We start from the raw sequence: 16,789 nt of genomic DNA on the forward strand, positions 1-16,789 counted from the left end.
TATAATAGGACTTTAGCTATTTAAAGTGATTGAGTTAGGTTTTTCTAAACGCCATGGATAAAAGCGGGTAACAAGGGTTTTTACTTATCGGTTTTTTAGAATATCTGTTTGCTGGTTTTAGGGGCTACCAAGTTGCATATCAACCCGAATAACCCCCCGTTTTAGTCATTGTGATGACTAATCTGTTACCTTTTCTAATGCACCTGTGCGCCATGGTTCGATGATAATTTTAATGTGGTCGTTTGGTTTAAATAAGGTGTCGAATGCGCCTTGTACACCGTCGATGCCGACTTTGCCGGTGCGCATTTTTTGCCACGCTATTTTGCCTGAGGCAATATTCTCAAGTGATTGCGCGAACTCTTCAGGTTGATAGTAATAAGAGAAAATAAGGTCGAGCTCTTTTACGGTTGCATACGCAAAGTTCACTTCGAGTGGTGCGGTATGAATGCCTGTTACAATAATTTTTGCTTTGGCTGGCGCACGCAAAATATAGTCGTTTAGTAGGCGGCTTACACCTGCACATTCAAAAATTACTACCTTGTGATCGCCTGCGAGTGTGGCCGCTGTTGTTACTTCGTCATCGGCCATGGGGTTTACGTAGTGTGTTGCACCAAACTCAAGGGCGATTTGTTTTTTACTCTCTTGCGGGTCAGAGGCAACAATATGTTTTACGCCTTGCAGTTTTAGAGCGGCAATAGCGGCAAGACCAATAGGTCCGCAACCTACGACAACGGCGACATCATCTTTATTCATGTTTGCGCGATTAACGGCATGCAAGCCCACAGCAAGAGGCTCTGTAATGGCGGCCGCTTCTGACGGCACGCCATCAGGAATAGGTAATAATAGCGCTTCATCAACAATAAAGTACTCTGAATAAGCACCATATATACCGGGTGTTACTCCAACTCCTGCACCGCCTGCCGACATTAAAATAGGCACCGATGTTACGCGAGTGCCCGCAGTAAGCTCGCCTTTTGTATCTGGACCGTAGCTAACAATTTCAGCGGCATATTCGTGGCCGAGTAATACTTCTTGATCGTTCCCTGCGCTTTTATCCATGATGCCAAGGTTCTTATAAATATCAAATACATCGCTCGTATGGCGAGTAATATGAATGTCTGATCCGCAAATTCCACACGCAAGACTTTTTACAAGTACTTGTCCAGGCCCAGGTGTTGGAATGGCTATTTGTTTTACATGTAGTTGGCCATTTTGCATAGCGACCGAATTCATTTGGCTCATATGTGTATCCTCAATTGAACGGGAAAGGTTTTCACCTTGTGTGCTATCTACACTAAGTAAACTGGCAGGGTATATCTTGACTTTTTACGACAAAAACATGATAAATTGCGACATAACAAAGTAATAAGAGCATTAACATGGACTATTGTGTACGTGCAGGTTCGTTAGCTGGGTATCAAGAGTTGGTGAATGAGCTGGGTGCAAACCCTATTAGCTTATTAAAACAAGCGGGTTTTTTACCTAGCCACTTGCGTGACGCTGATAACATGGTTGTATACGAAAAAGTATCGCACTTATTAGAGCTAACGGCGCTGCAGCTGGCCGACCCTTTATTTGGTTTTAAGTTGGGATTACGCCAAGGGATCCGCGCGTTAGGATTAATTGGCGCACATATGGCGCAGCAAGAAAATATTGCGACAGCCCTGAGTATTGCACGTAAATATTCATTTATGCATGTGCAAGGGGCGCAGCTAGCGCTAACACATTTGACGGCAAAACAATGCGAGCTGCAAATAAGTTTAGTGATAAACGAGTTAAGCCGCAGCACACAAGTCGTGCAATTAAGCATTGCGCTTATTTACCGTATTTTACGTGATATGGCGGGGGCTGATTTTGAGCTTCAGTGTATTTGTTTACAGCAAGCCATTAGCCACGAACAGCAAAAAATACTCCGTAAGATGTTTCAATGTGAAGTTGTGCCACAGGCTCAAAATAATGCCTTATTGTTTTCGTCGCATATTTTGATGAAAAAACCAATTCGTCCAGATAATTTAATTACCGACATTATTAATCAGCAATTTCAACTAAACAGTGCATCTGTAGTGCTACCTATTAGCGATTTAGTTAAGCACAGCATTACAATGTTATTACCGACAGGTGAATGCAATAAAGACAGCGTGGCTTTAAACCTTGGTATGCACCCTAAAAAGTTAGAGCGATCGCTCAAAGAAGCCGGAACAAGCTTTCGGGAAGTGTTAAATGAAACACGAAAATCAATTACGTTACGTACCCTCGAAATGAGTAATATGTCGATGACCACCTTGGCATTGAACCTTGGTTATGCAGAGTTCTCGGTGTTTAGTCGCAGTTTTAAACACTGGTTCGGGCTGTCGCCTCGTGCTTTTAAGCGGCAAATAAAGAGGTAAGCCCTCGGCGCTTTACCGAGGGCGTATTACTGAGTTAGTTAAAATAACCTGTATTTAGGTATAAATGTGTGACCACCCCTGCAAAATAGCCGAGCAAAATAACCGGTGTCCATTTTAAATGGCTATTAAAGGTGTATATACCACGCGCTTGCCCCATAAGAGCCACACCCGCAGCTGAACCAATTGACAATAGACTGCCGCCAATGCCAGCGGTGAGGGTAATTAATAGCCATTGACCATGAGACATATCTGGCATCATTTGCAGTACTGCAAACATCACAGGAATGTTATCTACCACTGCCGACATTAAACCTAAGATTATATTTGCACCTGTTGCTGACCAGTTGTTATAAAGCAAATCAGACAACAAGCTTAAGTATCCGATAAACCCTAAACCACCCACACAAATTACAATGCCATAGAAGAACAGTAGGGTATCCCATTCTGCGCGAGATACGCGGCTAAATACATCAAATGGCACCACATTTCCTAAGCGCTCTAAACGTTGTTTATCACCTTCACGCTCTGCCATAGCACGTTTTCTTGCCAGTGAACCCGGTAGGGTTACACGTAAGAAATAACCAAAGAATTGTAAGTAACCAAGCCCCATCATCATACCTACAACAGGGGGTAAACCAAACGCTGTTTTAAGTACCACAGCCGTAAGAATGGTAAGTAAAAATAGGCATAAAATACGGATAGCACCGCGTTTTAGTTCCACATCTTCATCGGCTGTTTGTGGGTGTTTATTGTTAATAAAGAAAGACATAACTAAAGCAGGAATAATATAGCTGACTAACGCGGGTAAAAATAAAACGAAGAACTCAGAAAAGGCAACAACATCAGCCTGCCAGACCATAAGTGTGGTTATGTCACCAAATGGGCTAAATGCACCGCCCGCATTGGCAGCAATAACAATATTAACGCACGACATTGCAATAAAGCGGTTATCATCGGTTGCTACTTTCATTACCACGGCACATAGCAGCAATGCGGTGGTTAAGTTATCTGCCACAGGCGAAATACAAAAAGCGAGTACGCCACTGATCCAAAATAATTGTTTATAACTAAAACCGCGTGCGACTAACCAGCTACGCAGGCCGTCAAATAGGCGGCGCTCTTCAAGCGCGTTAATGTACGTCATCGCGACCAGTAAAAAGAGCATTAACTCAGAAAACTCAAGCAACGCATGACGAAATGCATTGGTGCTTAAGTCAGACATGTTTTGGGCACTGTATTGCCAGGCAATTAAGGTCCAAATAATACCGGCAGCGACAAGAACCGGTTTTGATTTTCGTAAATGGATTTTTTCTTCAAGAATAACGAGTACATAGGCAAAAATAAAAATAGCGACACAGATAATGCCGACGGGGTGGTTAAGTAGGTCAATAGCGGCTGTTGTTTCAGCGTAAGCTTGGCTACTGAATCCTACCAAGGAGAGCAGGAGTCCTAGTATCAGTTTGTTCATTGTGTGTTCCATTTAGTCATATTTAGAGTCGACGGTATTTACTGTGTGAAGCGGTGGCTATTTTAGATTTTTTTTGTACTTTTTGTAACAAAGAAGTAATAAAAATGTAGGTATATCCAATATAAATATGAGTAATGTTTAGGTATGAAGGTGCTAAAAATAGCAGGGGAAAAGTTCGTAAGGTACATAGGCCGCGATTTCTAATGGGCAGAATCGTTAAAGGTTTTATTTAAGGTTTATTCAGCGCGGTTTATAACGATTAAATAGCGCAAATACAAAAGGGCTACAAAGTAGCCCTTAAAGGAAGTTTTGCGTTGCTTATGCAAAATGTTTTTCTAAGTCGTCTGAGCCGCCAATGTGCTGACCACCAATAAATACTTGTGGAACAGTTTCACGACCAGACAAGGCTTTTAAGCTCGTAAGTGACGCATGTTGCCCCAATACAATTTCTTCGTACACAAGGCCTTTGCTGTCTAGCAATGCTTTTGCTTTTATACAAAATGGGCAATTAGGTTTAGTAATAATGCTCACAGGTTCTGGTTTAACTTGCGCTGGGTTGATGTAATCAAGCATGGTATCAGCATCAGAGACTTCAAATGGGTCACCTGGCTTTTGTGGCTCAATAAACATTTTTTCAATCACGCCATCTTTAACAAGCATTGAATAACGCCAGCTACGTTTACCAAAACCTAAGTCGTTTTTATCTACTAACATACCCATGCCGTCAGTAAATTCGCCATTACCATCTGGAAGCAGGGTAATATTTTGTGCTTCTTGGTTTTGTGCCCATGCGTTCATTACAAATGTATCGTTTACCGAAATACATACGATGTCATCTACCCCATTTTTCTTAAATACGGCTGCAAGCTCGTTATAGCGAGGCAAGTGAGTTGATGAGCAAGTGGGTGTAAACGCACCTGGTAAGGCAAATAACACCACGGTTTTACCTTTAAAAATGTCGTCAGTGGTGATTGACTGCCATTGCTCACCTACACGTGTTGCAAATGTAACGTTTGGTACTTTTTGACCTTCGATATTGTTTAACATTGTTTTTAATTCCTCTTGATTTGTTGAGTACTATTGTGACGTTTTGCTCTTAATAGTTCCAATCGTTTGTTTGTATTGATACGATAGGTAATACCAATCAGTAATAATGCTTAATCATTTTGAGACGGATATGAATTTAAAAGACTTTGAATATGTTAAAGCCGTTGCCCAATTTCAGCACTTTCGTAAAGCGGCCGATGCATGTTATGTCAGCCAGCCTACGTTAAGTGGGCAAATAAAAAAGCTTGAAGAAGCGCTTGGCGTGACTATTTTTGACCGCTCAACCAAGCACGTTACTATAACAGCGCAAGGGCAGCGGCTAGTTGACCAAATTATTGTAATACTTGAGCAAACTCAAGTGTTAAAAGAACTGGCCGCGAGTTCACATGACCCCCTTCAAGGTAAAATTAATGTGGGTATTATTCCTACCATAGCGCCTTATTTATTACCTACTTTACTGACCTCAATGAAGCATGCATTCGCTAAAACACAGTTTTCGTTTATAGAAATGCAAACAGCACAAATATTAAGCGCCCTCGACAAGGGCGAAATAGACATTGCGATTGTTGCAGATGTGCCAGACTTAGAGAGTTATCACAAATCGGCTTTGTACAAAGAAGACTTTTTACTTGCGGTATCTGAACAGCACGCGCTGGCAAGCCATAATGAGGTTGCATTAAAACAGTTAAATGGCGGCGAGTTACTGATGCTTAATGAAGGGCACTGTTTTAAAGAGCAAGCTGAGCAGTTTTGCTTTTCGGCAGGGGTTGAAGTGTCTAATCAATATAAAGGAAACAGTTTAGAAACCTTGCTTGCGCTGGTGGCGATGGATGATGGCGTGACCTTTGTGCCAAAATTGGCGTGTTCACCCAGAGCGGGTATCAACTATGTGTCTATTGCGCCTAATCAGCAGCGTCAAATTGTAATTGCTACACGAAAACATTACCCACATATCGCTGGGGTAGAGCAATTAGCCGCATGGCTAAATGCTCATAAGGGCTTACATGAACGCTTACTCAGCGCCTGCTAATTCTATAATGTCGTTAATTTGAATCGCGGGCAAAGGTTGTTTATCGATACTGGTAGCAACCGCTGACTGCTGATACAGCTGTGTTACTTTCACTTGGTTTAAAGTGGTAATTTTGTGTGGCAGCTTATTACCTTGTGCATCTGTAATGTAGTTGTGATGCGCAATATTTAAAATTTGGCCTTGTTGCAGGCCATGAGCTTTGCCCAAGTTAATAATGAGCGTGTCGTTTTCAATATGTAAGATCTTGCCTTGAGTGGGCAAACACGCCATGGCTGCTTGCAAGTCGTAGGTCAGAGTTTGGTTTACATCACTGATTGCTTGGCCATAATCGGTTGCCCAAAATCTATCGCTGTAAACATCGATGATATCGGTTTTTTTGTACGGCCAGACCCCTTCTGCTTGATAGCTTTTCTCCCACAGTTTTTCATAGGTTGTGCCATCAAATAAAACATAATCGACTTTGTAAGCACGTTTAAAGCTGTCGTCCTGCCAAAATGCATAGTCGTTGTTGAGCTTTTGATTAACCGACAGGTCGCGAATACGGCTAAGCAACACGTATTGCGAATTACTGCGACTGGTTATTTCTTCAAGTAGGGCATTACTGTAATCGTATTGTTGGGTAAAAAAGTGATCAACCCTAAGAGGCACGTTGTAATAGGCTGTTGGCTTGGCTGCCATTTGCGTATTACTTAAACTGGCATACAGTTGCTCACTGATCGCTTTATTAACGTCAAAAATTTGGCCCATTCTTGCCTGTTCACGATTTACTAATTGGCTTTGTGTAACCGCGATAAACTTAGTGTATTGATTTGCAGGGCATTCTTCGGCTTGAGGGAATATATCTAAGCGAAGTGTAATGGCATAGGTGTCGTTATGACGGTCTTCGCTGATTAACTCTATTTTTTGGATCTCGCCATGACTGCTGATCTTCAACTGATCTTGTGTCAAAACCCCGTCAACAAGGGTTTGAACAGACGTTACACGGGCTCCTGAAAACACCAATGCTTGGGTGATCGCATCTTTAATGGCGGCTGATTTTGCCTGACTCGTGTCGCCATTTTTCACTACGGCATGCCCTGTAGACTCAAACCATTGAGCTAAGCTATTGTTTGAAAACACAATTGTGAAGGCTAATCCGATACCTTGTAAACTGGCTATAATTTTACGTTTCATGCTGACACCTAGCACCGATAACTATTGATTAGCCTAAACGAGCAAGGAATGTACCAGAAGTGGCATTAAACGTGCATATTTGTGACAAATGAGTTTTAAGCGGAAGCAAATTATGCGAGCACTTCTATTTATTGGGCTTGTTACCTGCGCAGCATTAACGGGCTGTAGCAGTATTTTTGATAAGCATGTTGAGTATACTTACATTGAACCAGATGACTACCCAATACTAAAAGCGGTGGGTTACGCGCCTATTAGTGCGCAGCCAGGCGGCAGTGAATCGCAACGAGCGCTGCTTGCAATTAAAGCCTCTAAGCTTGAAGCCTACCGAGAGCTGGCTGAGCAAGTTTATGGGCAAAAAATTTCCGCCGGCACCACGGTGCAAAATAGTGTTGCACACAACGATCAATTGCAAAGCCAAGTGCAAGGGGTGATCAAAGGCGCTCAGGTGATCAAAAGCTACGCTGTAGGCGATACGTATGCAACCGAATTACAGCTAGATATGAAACGCGTTCACGACCTATATATTGGTGAAATTAAGCCGCGTGAAGTAAAAAAAGTGACTTATTATTAACCGTTAAATTCTCATAGTTGCAGCTTGGGTGCTATGCTTTTAAGACTGTAGGTTTTAATAAAAGCATACTGGTGATAACACGTTACTTAAACCAAGCTGTTCTGTTCTTTGGCATGGCCTATGCTCAGTAAAGGCATTGTGAGTGCATGCCGCTTTGCTTGGCGCTATCGCTTTTTTTCGATCCTCTTTTTTTTGGTTTTATGCTTAACAAGCGTCGCGCTTGCTGAGCGTTTGGTGATTGAGTTTTCAACCTTTATCCAACAAATGCAACAGCGTTATGGTGCTAACCGAGTGACTGTCGCCAGACAGTGGCAGGGCATGCTGCAACATGCTGCAGGCTTACCCGAGCAGCAGCAAATTTTAGTTGTGAATGACTTTTTTGCCCGCACACTTCGTTATCAAACTGATATAGAACTTTGGAAGCAAAACGACTATTGGGCGACCCCTCTCGAGACCATGGGCAAAGGGTTGGGGGATTGTGAAGATTATGCGATTGCCAAGTATGTAAGTTTACGTGCGCTGGGTATCAGTGACGACAAACTTAGGCTTATTTATGTTAAAGCCCAACTCCCCGGTACTCGGCAAACCCAAGCGCATATGGTGCTCGGTTATTTTACTCAGCCTAATACCCAACCCCTTATTTTAGACAGTTTGATTGTTAAGGTGCTGCCTGCAGCCAAACGCACCGATCTTAGTCCCGTTTTTAGTTTTAATAGTAAAGGCCTTTGGGCAAATAATTCGACGCAAAGTGTGGCAGATCCAACCGCGAGACTATCGCGTTGGCGTCATATTTTAGAGCAAACGCGTAAAGAAGGAGTTAAATGGTGAGCGTATTTAAAGTGTTAAAACGCAAAAGAAATAAAACCATTACCTTAAAACAGGAATTGTGGATTGCCATTTTAACGGTGATCATTATTGGTTTTGTAAGTAGTTTGCTGATTAGTACCAGCTCGGCAAAAGAATACTTTACCACTGAGCTTAGAATGAAAAATGTCGATAATGCTAACTCGTTGGCATTAATGCTGAGTCAAATGAATAAAGATCCGGTGGAAATAGAGTTACTTATTTCGGCTACTTTTGATACCGGTTACTACCATCGTATTGAGCTCAAAGACCCCCAAGGCGACACCATAATAAAACGCACATACAGTGGTGAGCTAACTCTAAATGCCCCCCGTTGGTTTCGGCATTTATATTCGCTAAATGTGGCGCCGGGCATCGCACAAGTTAGCGATGGCTGGCAACAATTTGGTACGTTATATGTCGAAAGCCACAGCGAATATACGCAAGATGCACTGTGGCAGAGCGCCGTAAATTTATTTTATAGCTTTTTAGCGGTTGCGGTGTCTGCATGCATTGCTGGTGCTTATTTCTTATCAAAAATATTAAGCCCATTGAGCGATGTAATGAAACAAGCGGTGGCGCTGGGTGAAAAGCGCTTTATTAAATCAAAAGTGCCAAGAACCTACGAATTTGCCAAGCTTGTCACGTCAATGAACCAATTATCATCTCGCTTTAGTCGCACAGTCAAAGAAGACCGCCGACGCCTAGAAGAAATGCGCTTTAAAAGTCAGCACGACGATTTAACGGGGCTTGCTAATCGTGAGTATTTTAATGCAACACTCGATACCTTTTTACAAAACTCACAAGCACACGGTGCTTTATTTTTGTTTAGAGTGATTAATCTTGATGCATTATCTGACCAAGTGGGGCGAGTTGAAATGGTGTCATTTTTACGCCGTTTTTCAGAGTCGTTAGTGGTGTTTTTAGAATCAAATGAAGACAGTTTTCGTGAGAGCCAAATTGCACGTATGTCGCATGTCGATTTTTTAGTGTTATTTAGTGATGTCAGCGAGCTAAAAACACTCAGCGATAATGTGCTAAATATACACAAACAGTTAGTGGCAGAGTTTGCTCAAGTGGAGCTTGGGGTGTCTCATAGTTGTAGCCTTATTAAAGCCGATGATACTCGAGGAGAGTTACTAACACGCGTTGATCAGCTATTAAAAATTGCTATTGCCCAGCCAGGATGTAATGCATGCATTAACGACAATGTGCCGGTCCATCAAGAACATATTGATGCCGACCAATGGCGCACAACAATCGAAACTGCACTTAAAGAGAATCAACTTGAAATTGCCTTATACCCGGTCAGTAGCTTTAGTGGCTCGTTACTCCAGCAGCAAATTTCATTGAGTTTACTGTTAAACGGTGAAAAATACCGCTTTGGATTTTACTACCAATGGGCACATCGCTTGCACTTATTAGCAAGGCTTGATTGGAGTTTAATGAAACTGATGATCCTTGAATATGGTGATAGTGAGGATGAATCAATACTTGCCATAGAGCTGAGCGCCGATACTTTGCGAGATGACATGGCAGTGGCCTCTATTTTAACAGGGCTTTCTGCTTACCCGAATTTAGCTAAACGCTTATGTTTTGAGGTAAGAGCGGGTTTTGCAGTGAAAGAGTTTAGTTTGTTTAGAAGCTTTTGTTCGCAAGTACACTGTATTGGCGCCAAAGTTGCGCTGAAAAGAGTGGGGGCTGAGTTTACTAAGCTCACTAAAATACAAGAACTTGGCCTTGAGATGATTAAAATTGACACGGTTTATTGCCACAATATTAGTTTTAGTGAAGATAACCAAACGTTCTTACGTGGCGTATGCTCTTTAGCTCATTCTTTAGGTATTAAAGTGGTTGCAGAGGGAGTTAAAAACCCGAGTGACCAAGCCATACTGCACAGTTTAGGATTTGATGGCTTAGTCGCAATTGAGGAACGTGTTGGTTAATGGCCTTTTACGGCCAACATTAATTGCATACGATCGCGTACTTTTAATTTATTAAAAATAGAGCTCATATGCTCTTTTACAGTCCGCTCTGTAATATGTAAGGTTTGCGCAACCTGTTTATTGGTTGCGCCAGTGACAACGTGATCAACAACTTGTTTTTCACGTTTAGTTAAACAGCTCAAATCGCATTGATGTTGGTAGCTAATAGGTTGGTTTGACAAAACACCGACCAGATTCGACAGTAACTGCCCCGGTAACCAAATACCGCCTGAACACACGGTTTCTGCTACTTGCTCGATAATCACCTTACTCGCAAATGCCTCTATGTAGCCACGTGCACCAAGTTGAAGTGCTTGACACAACTGGGCTATATCAAGTTGTGTGGTCATTACGATAACGGGTATGCGTTGGGCGCTGTACTTCTCAACGAGAGACGGCCACTCAGGTCCATCGGCTAACAACCAAATTAATGTGTCTGCAATTAATTGCTTGGGCGACGAGGTATGAACGGCACAATCTGGAAACGCACTTTGCCAATGAGGCGATTGCAATTTATCTTGTGTAATAAAAATACTGCGGCGCATGAATACTCCGTAAAAATGCTGTAATTATCTCGTCTTACCTTTCGGTCATCGCTAAAGACGTTGCACGTAAAATGGGTTTGAAAAGGTATTCTAGTACGGTTTTTTTGCCGGTTATTATATCTACCTGAGTGGTCATGCCCGGAATAATGGTCAGGTTTTCTGAAAAATGATTGCGGTTCGTTTTTAACTGCACAATGTAAAACGTATTATCTCTTTCATCGGTGACGGTATCAGCACTGATATGTGTTACTTCGGCTTCTAAGCCGCCATAAATAGCGAAGTCATAGGCACTGAATTTGATCATCGCAGTTTGGCCTGGACGTAAAAAAGCGATGTCTTTCGGTAAAATTTTTGCTTCGACAACGAGCTGATCATCAAGTGGAATAATTTCAAGAGCATCACTGCCCGGTTGTAAAATGCCCCCGACGGTATTAACCAGTAAACGTTGAACCGTGCCATTCACGGGGGAGCGAATTTCGGTTTGTGTTACTTTGTCGGCAAGCCCTGATTCGGTTTCTTTTACAGCATCAAGACGAAGTAAAGCTTCTGATAACTCGTTGCTCCAGCGGTTGATCATGGCAAGCTCAACTTCGGTCACTTTGTTTTTAGCTTCGTTAATGGCTGACATGGTGCGGTTTATGGCGGCTTTGGTTCTGTTTATTTCGCCTGTGTGTTCTACTATTTGGCGCTCTAGGCGAATAATATCAATATCAGAAACGGCACCAGAGCGTAATAATGGGCGGGTGACAGACAACTCACGATTGGCCAAACTTAACGAGTTAGTATGTTGCTGAAGTGCTGCTTTTGCTTCGGCATAATCTTGACGGCGTTGCTCTAATTGCCGCTTGTGTATAGTAACTTGCTGTTCGAGTTCTTGATTACTGCTCTCAAACATGGCTTGTTCGTGGGCGATTGCCTCAGGGGCTTTTTCTATAATTTCTGGATCAAACGCGAGAGGTCTTTTTTGGGTTAACGCTTTAAGGCGTTCTACCTTTGCTGTTAACGACAGTATTTTTGCTTGGTTTTCTCTAAATGAAGAAATAAAGCGTGTTGGATCTATCTTTATTAATACATCGCCTTCGTTAACTATTTGGCCTTCTCTGACATAGATTTGCTCAATCATGCCGCCATCATAAGACTGCACGACCTGTAGTTTATGCGACGGGATAACGCGTCCTTCGCCCCGAGCTACTTCGTCGAGGTGCGCAAATGCGGCCCACATAATTAAGGCTAACAGGCTGAAACAAATAATATAAAGCAGTACTTTAGCGCTAGCAGGTTGCTGTTGCATTTTTTCCCATTGTGCATCTACAACCCAGTCTTGACTGGTTGGGGGTGATAACCAACCTGAAAATAACTTTGAAAAGATCGAAGGGCGTTTTGTTTTTTGTTTTTCAAGTGCTTTGTTTAAGCGCTCAAACGAGCGCTGTTCAATAGGTAGGTTGTTATCGCTCATGATACTTTTCCTACTGTTTGATGATTTAACGCTGATAACACTTGAGATTTAGGGCCATCGGCAACCACTTTACCGTTATCGAGCACAATGACACGGTCGACCAGTTCGAGTAACGAGGTTCTGTGAGTTACAACGATTAAGGTTTTTTCTTGGCAACTGCGTTTGATGTTATTAATGATCTTAGTTTCGCTGTTGTGATCAAGCGCCGAAGTTGGTTCATCCATCAACAGTATTGGCGGGTTATTTAACAGTGCTCGGGCAATACCAACCGCCTGACGTTGACCCCCAGAGAGTAATCGGCCTTGCTCACCAACTTGCATGTCGAACCCATCGGGGTGAGAGTTTATAAGTTCAAATAACTGACTTTGCTGGCATGCCGAAAGTATTTGCTCATCTTTAGCGTGCCACGCACTGAGGGTGATGTTGTCTTTTAACGAACCAAAAAATAATGAAATGGTTTGGGGCACATACCCAATGTTGTGCCTAAGCTCTGCGGGGGTCTATTTGGTGGATGTCGTTATTATCAATTGAAATAGTGCCCGCTGTTGGCTCATACAAACCTAAAATTAGTTTTTCTATGGTGCTTTTCCCTGAGCCATTGCGCCCTAAAATAGCTACTTTTTCACCGGGCTTTTATTTTAAAGCTAACACCACTGAGCGCTTCGTTGCTTTCATCGGTATATTTAAAGCGTACGTCGTTAAATTCTATGTCGCCAAGCAACACTGGATGACTTAACCAATGTTTGCCTGTGGGGCGCTCAACGTCTTTTTCCATGATTTCATTTAACGAGTGCATTGCAATTGCGGCATGATGAAATTGCGCGAGTACAGCCGCAGATTGACTAATAGGAGCCATAGTACGTGACGACAATAAGTAAGCGGCAATTAGCCCCCCTTGGGTTAAATCACCTTCGATAATTAGGTGTACACCTATTAACATAATCACCACACCAACACATTGCTGAACCCACGAGCCAGCATTGGCTATAGAAGATGATATTAAGCGACTTTGGGCATTGACTCGGGCTATAAAAATCGTTGATTTTTCCCAGTTTGACTGGGTTTTACATTCACTGTGAAAGCTTTTGACATCTTCAATGTTTGTTAAGCTTTCAACCAAAACAGCATTGCGCATAGAGCTTGCTTTCATGGTTTGTTCTGAGAGGCTCTCGAGTTTTCGATGGGCAGCCAGCGCGTAACTCATTAATAGCAGTGCCCCAACGATAATAGGTAAACTTAATTCAACGCCAATAATCGCGATGACTGTGAGGTAAAGCAGTACGAAAGGTAAATCGACAAGGGCAATTAAAGTAATGGAGCTAAAAAAGCTGCGCACTGCCTCAAATGATTGAATATTACTGGCAAACGAGCCTGCTGACGCAGGACGGTTTTTTAACTTCATACCCAACACGCGTTCCATGATCACTGCCGACACTTTGACATCAATACGACTGGCTGCCAGCTCTACAAAATAACTGCGCACGAGTCTGAGAATAAAGTCTGCGGTAAGGGCAATTAGTACGCCTGTGGCAAGCACCCATAACGTTTCAGTGGCATGGTTAGGCACAACGCGGTCATAAACATTCATGACAAACAATGGCATTGCAATGGAAAGAATGCCCAAAGCAATGGCAGAAATAATGACATCTTTGTATAAGCTTCGACACTCTTTAATGACACCCCAAAACCAGCCGTCTTTCGACAGTTTTTGCAGTACGGGGGAGCGCGCATCAAAGGCAAACTCGGGTTGTGCATAAATGATCATCGATGTACTGGTTTTATAAAGCTCTTCAAGGCTTAATGTCACAGCAGAGTCTGGCATCTCGGGGTAGATCACTTCGACTTTATCATTTTGAGTGTCGAGTTTTGTAATGACGCAAGCCTCATTCCCTTGCAAAATTAATACGGCGGGTAACAAAGCAACGTTTAAGTCGCAAAGTGCTTTGCGCACAACCTTGGTTTTAAAACCAATACGTTTTGCTGCTCGCGAGAAACCCGATGGCGTTAATAAGCCATCCTCAAGGGGAAGCCCACTAAGCAGTGTTTCACGAGAAAACTCTCGATCATGATAGCGGCATAAAATTTCTAGGCAGTCTACAAGACTGCCGCCGTGGTCGAGTACATCGTTCTCTTGCATAAAATGTCCATTATTAATAAACCTAAAGTTTAAGACCAGCCGTCTTTCATGGCGGGTGGGCGATTACCTTTTTCGGTTATTACCGCTTCAATGCGACGATTTGCTGCGTTTGCGCGAACAGAAATCTCATTTATTCTTGGCTGATCAATTCCATAGCCTAATGACTTCACTCTTGTTGGTGAGATACCGTATTGTTGAATGAGTATTTCAGCGACCGAAAAAGCACGTTTTTCTGACAGTTTTTTATTGTAAAGAGCAGGGCCTTCTAATGAAGCATGGCCTTGGATTTCGACATTTTTACTGGGGTGTTCTTTTAAGAAGTCTGCCAGTCTTGCAATTTCTTGCATATATTCAGGGCGTACAACACTAGAGTCGGCAAGAAAGGGAATACCTATTTCGACATTGCTAGTGTTGCTACGGTACTTTGTACAGCCTCTTTCATCGACCTCCGTAAAAGCAGGAGTTGATGGGCAATCATCATTTTCGTTAGCAACGCCGTCGTTGTCATCGTCAACGAAGGTGCTTGCGGGTGTTGTTGGAATGGTGAGATAACTCGGCATGGCTGTCACACTCATATACGCGTTATCTTGTTGCTTCTTTTTTTGTAAAAAGGCTTGTCGACTCAAGGTCGCTGCAACATCAAATTTAGGGCAAATACTGTCAGCACTGAGTGCGATAGGGTCGTCGGTTAGCTCACTGATTGCAGGGAATTTATCTGATTTTACATTGAGGGTTTCAAGTAATTTCCCCATTTCGGCTAGCATCGTTAGTATGGCTGCTTGTCTATCGTAAAGGGCTGCAGTGTAAGAGCGATTAGATTGAAATGATTCATTCTCTGCATCAAGTACATCGAGCAATGTGCGCTGACCAATATCGAATTGGTCTTTGTAGGCGTATTTAACTTTTTGCGACGATTCTTTATGGTTAGCGAGCGAAGGTATTTTACTTTGTAGAACTTGTACACTGTTGTAGGCGATTTGTAAGTTCTGCCTTATTTCTATACATGTTTGATCGCGTTGATATTTAGCAACGTTCACTTCTTGATAGGCTTGGTCTAGATTTGCGCTATCGAGTCCGCCGTTATAGAGGTTGTATCTCACGTCAATACCAACACGTGCCTCAGAGCGGGTTTCGTTTAACCCTAACTCGTCTCGGTCTTGCATGCCGTAGCGTGCAGATAAATCAATATTCGGATGAAAGGCAGATTTTTGCGAGTCTGCATTGGCTTTTTGTGCTTCGATATTGTAAAGCGATGCATAAAAATTTGGGCTGTTTTTATAGGCGATATCAAGGGCTTGATTTATTGTGATGGGGATTGCGTCATCACTCAACTTTGCCTTTACCGTACCTTGAGTCGGAAGCTCGCCAATAATACGCAAATAGCGTGCACTGACATCATGCAAGTTTTCATATTCTGTCATCACGTTTGACTGCGCTAATGACAGACGACCACTAATTTGTTCAAGATCGGCAGCACGCGCAACGCCAGCTCCCACACTTTGTTCAATCTGCTGATAAACCGATTCATGTTCTTTAAGGTTAATTTCAGCAAGTTCAAACAAGCTCGGTAAACTTTTGTACGTCTAAATAAGCGATACTTGCAGCGAGTGCTGTTTTTTCGGCTTGATCTAATAACTCGAAATAACGTATTAATTGGATTCGTTCAAAACGTTTTACGTTATTTGAGGTTCTGAAACCATCGTAAAGCATTTGCCCGAGCGTTAATTCGGCAGTGTTACGGTTATATTCTTCTTCAATACCGTAATTGCGCTTTTCGTACCCAGCACTGGCCGACACATCCACTGTGGGTAAATAGCCAGAACGTGCCGCATCAATACCATGCATAGATGCTTTAAATGCATGCCAAGCTTGTTGCACTTCAGGGTTGGTTGAAATTGCTTTATCTGCCACATAATTTAGCGGCATCACTGAAACTTGTTCTGCATTAGCATTAAAAAAGCTGCCGTTTGCAGCAAATAATAAAAGTGAAAAATACAGAGAGTTTCTTGGTAGTGAACTTTTCGCTAATAGTCATATCATCCTCTTTTATCGACTAAATTTAATTCACGCTAAGTTAGTTTTAGTCAACAAATTTAGATACTGCAAATACTTCTTTTGTATTATTTTGCGGGTGTTTGATCACATTT

General features: G+C 42.5%; 16 protein-coding genes. 5 read left to right on the forward strand and 11 right to left on the reverse strand.

Annotated features, from left to right (window positions below):
* Positions 1-177: 177 nt before the first annotated feature.
* Complete coding sequence (locus tag IT970_RS04375) at positions 178-1,242, reverse strand: zinc-binding dehydrogenase (RefSeq protein ID WP_196857635.1); 1,065 nt, start codon at positions 1,240-1,242, stop codon at positions 178-180.
* Positions 1,243-1,379: 137 nt separating this feature from the next.
* Between IT970_RS04375 and IT970_RS04380 the strand changes: the two genes are divergently transcribed.
* Positions 1,380-2,387: an AraC family transcriptional regulator gene (locus IT970_RS04380; protein ID WP_196857636.1), complete on the forward strand. Its 1,008-nt coding sequence runs from the start codon at positions 1,380-1,382 to the stop codon at positions 2,385-2,387.
* A 34-nt stretch (positions 2,388-2,421) separates the two neighbouring features.
* Here IT970_RS04380 and nhaD read toward each other — a convergent pair whose 3' ends face one another.
* Both nhaD and IT970_RS04390 read right to left on the reverse strand, forming a co-directional pair.
* The gene (gene nhaD / locus IT970_RS04385) at positions 2,422-3,855 is read right to left on the reverse strand and encodes a sodium:proton antiporter NhaD (protein WP_036970244.1); all 1,434 of its coding nucleotides are present in this window, start codon (positions 3,853-3,855) and stop codon (positions 2,422-2,424) included.
* Between the two features lie 318 nt (positions 3,856-4,173).
* Positions 4,174-4,902 (reverse strand): glutathione peroxidase, encoded by a 729-nt coding sequence (locus IT970_RS04390; protein WP_036970241.1) that lies wholly within the window; start codon positions 4,900-4,902, stop codon positions 4,174-4,176.
* A gap of 130 nt (positions 4,903-5,032) precedes the next feature.
* Between IT970_RS04390 and IT970_RS04395 the strand changes: the two genes are divergently transcribed.
* Complete coding sequence (locus IT970_RS04395; protein ID WP_196857637.1) at positions 5,033-5,932, forward strand: LysR substrate-binding domain-containing protein; 900 nt, start codon at positions 5,033-5,035, stop codon at positions 5,930-5,932.
* On the opposite strand, the gene IT970_RS04400 is transcribed toward IT970_RS04395, so the two are convergent.
* Complete coding sequence (locus IT970_RS04400) at positions 5,915-7,105, reverse strand: flagella assembly protein FlgT (RefSeq protein ID WP_196857638.1); 1,191 nt, start codon at positions 7,103-7,105, stop codon at positions 5,915-5,917. The genes IT970_RS04395 and IT970_RS04400 overlap by 18 nt on opposite strands.
* Before the next feature lie 112 nt (positions 7,106-7,217).
* Between IT970_RS04400 and IT970_RS04405 the strand changes: the two genes are divergently transcribed.
* The 3 genes from IT970_RS04405 (at position 7,218) to IT970_RS04415 (ending at position 10,465) form a co-directional block, all read left to right on the forward strand.
* Positions 7,218-7,676: an LPP20 family lipoprotein gene (locus tag IT970_RS04405; RefSeq protein WP_036970235.1), complete on the forward strand. Its 459-nt coding sequence runs from the start codon at positions 7,218-7,220 to the stop codon at positions 7,674-7,676.
* Between the two features lie 120 nt (positions 7,677-7,796).
* Positions 7,797-8,504 (forward strand): transglutaminase-like cysteine peptidase, encoded by a 708-nt coding sequence (locus IT970_RS04410; protein ID WP_196857639.1) that lies wholly within the window; start codon positions 7,797-7,799, stop codon positions 8,502-8,504.
* On the forward strand, positions 8,498-10,465 hold the full coding sequence (locus IT970_RS04415) for a bifunctional diguanylate cyclase/phosphodiesterase (RefSeq protein WP_182396183.1): 1,968 nt from the start codon (positions 8,498-8,500) through the stop codon (positions 10,463-10,465). Before IT970_RS04410 ends, IT970_RS04415 begins: the two co-directional genes overlap by 7 nt.
* On the opposite strand, the gene IT970_RS04420 is transcribed toward IT970_RS04415, so the two are convergent.
* From IT970_RS04420 to IT970_RS16025, 7 genes are read right to left on the reverse strand one after another with little or no spacing between them, the layout of a single operon-like run.
* Complete coding sequence (locus IT970_RS04420) at positions 10,462-11,049, reverse strand: response regulator transcription factor (RefSeq protein WP_036970232.1); 588 nt, start codon at positions 11,047-11,049, stop codon at positions 10,462-10,464. The genes IT970_RS04415 and IT970_RS04420 overlap by 4 nt on opposite strands.
* A gap of 34 nt (positions 11,050-11,083) precedes the next feature.
* The gene (locus IT970_RS04425) at positions 11,084-12,505 is read right to left on the reverse strand and encodes an HlyD family type I secretion periplasmic adaptor subunit (RefSeq protein WP_074989852.1); all 1,422 of its coding nucleotides are present in this window, start codon (positions 12,503-12,505) and stop codon (positions 11,084-11,086) included.
* Positions 12,502-12,972, reverse strand: a complete 471-nt coding sequence (locus IT970_RS16125; RefSeq protein ID WP_442960256.1) for an ATP-binding cassette domain-containing protein — start codon at positions 12,970-12,972, stop codon at positions 12,502-12,504. Before IT970_RS16125 ends, IT970_RS04425 begins: the two co-directional genes overlap by 4 nt.
* A 16-nt stretch (positions 12,973-12,988) precedes the next feature.
* On the reverse strand, positions 12,989-13,117 hold the full coding sequence (locus tag IT970_RS16130; protein ID WP_442960258.1) for an ATP-binding cassette domain-containing protein: 129 nt from the start codon (positions 13,115-13,117) through the stop codon (positions 12,989-12,991).
* 10 nt (positions 13,118-13,127) lie between these two features.
* Positions 13,128-14,642: an ABC transporter transmembrane domain-containing protein gene (locus tag IT970_RS04430; protein ID WP_442960257.1), complete on the reverse strand. Its 1,515-nt coding sequence runs from the start codon at positions 14,640-14,642 to the stop codon at positions 13,128-13,130.
* A 29-nt stretch (positions 14,643-14,671) separates the two neighbouring features.
* Entirely contained in the window at positions 14,672-16,204 is a 1,533-nt protein-coding gene (locus IT970_RS04435; RefSeq protein WP_231387316.1) for a TolC family protein, read from the reverse strand.
* Positions 16,197-16,568 carry a TolC family protein gene (locus IT970_RS16025; RefSeq protein WP_231387317.1) on the reverse strand — a complete coding sequence of 124 codons (372 nt, stop codon included), beginning with the start codon at positions 16,566-16,568 and terminating at the stop codon, positions 16,197-16,199. Before IT970_RS16025 ends, IT970_RS04435 begins: the two co-directional genes overlap by 8 nt.
* Positions 16,569-16,789 lie beyond the last annotated feature (221 nt).

It is taken from the genome of Pseudoalteromonas sp. A41-2 (genome assembly GCF_015767615.1).
Classification (GTDB): Bacteria; Pseudomonadota; Gammaproteobacteria; order Enterobacterales; family Alteromonadaceae; genus Pseudoalteromonas; species Pseudoalteromonas lipolytica.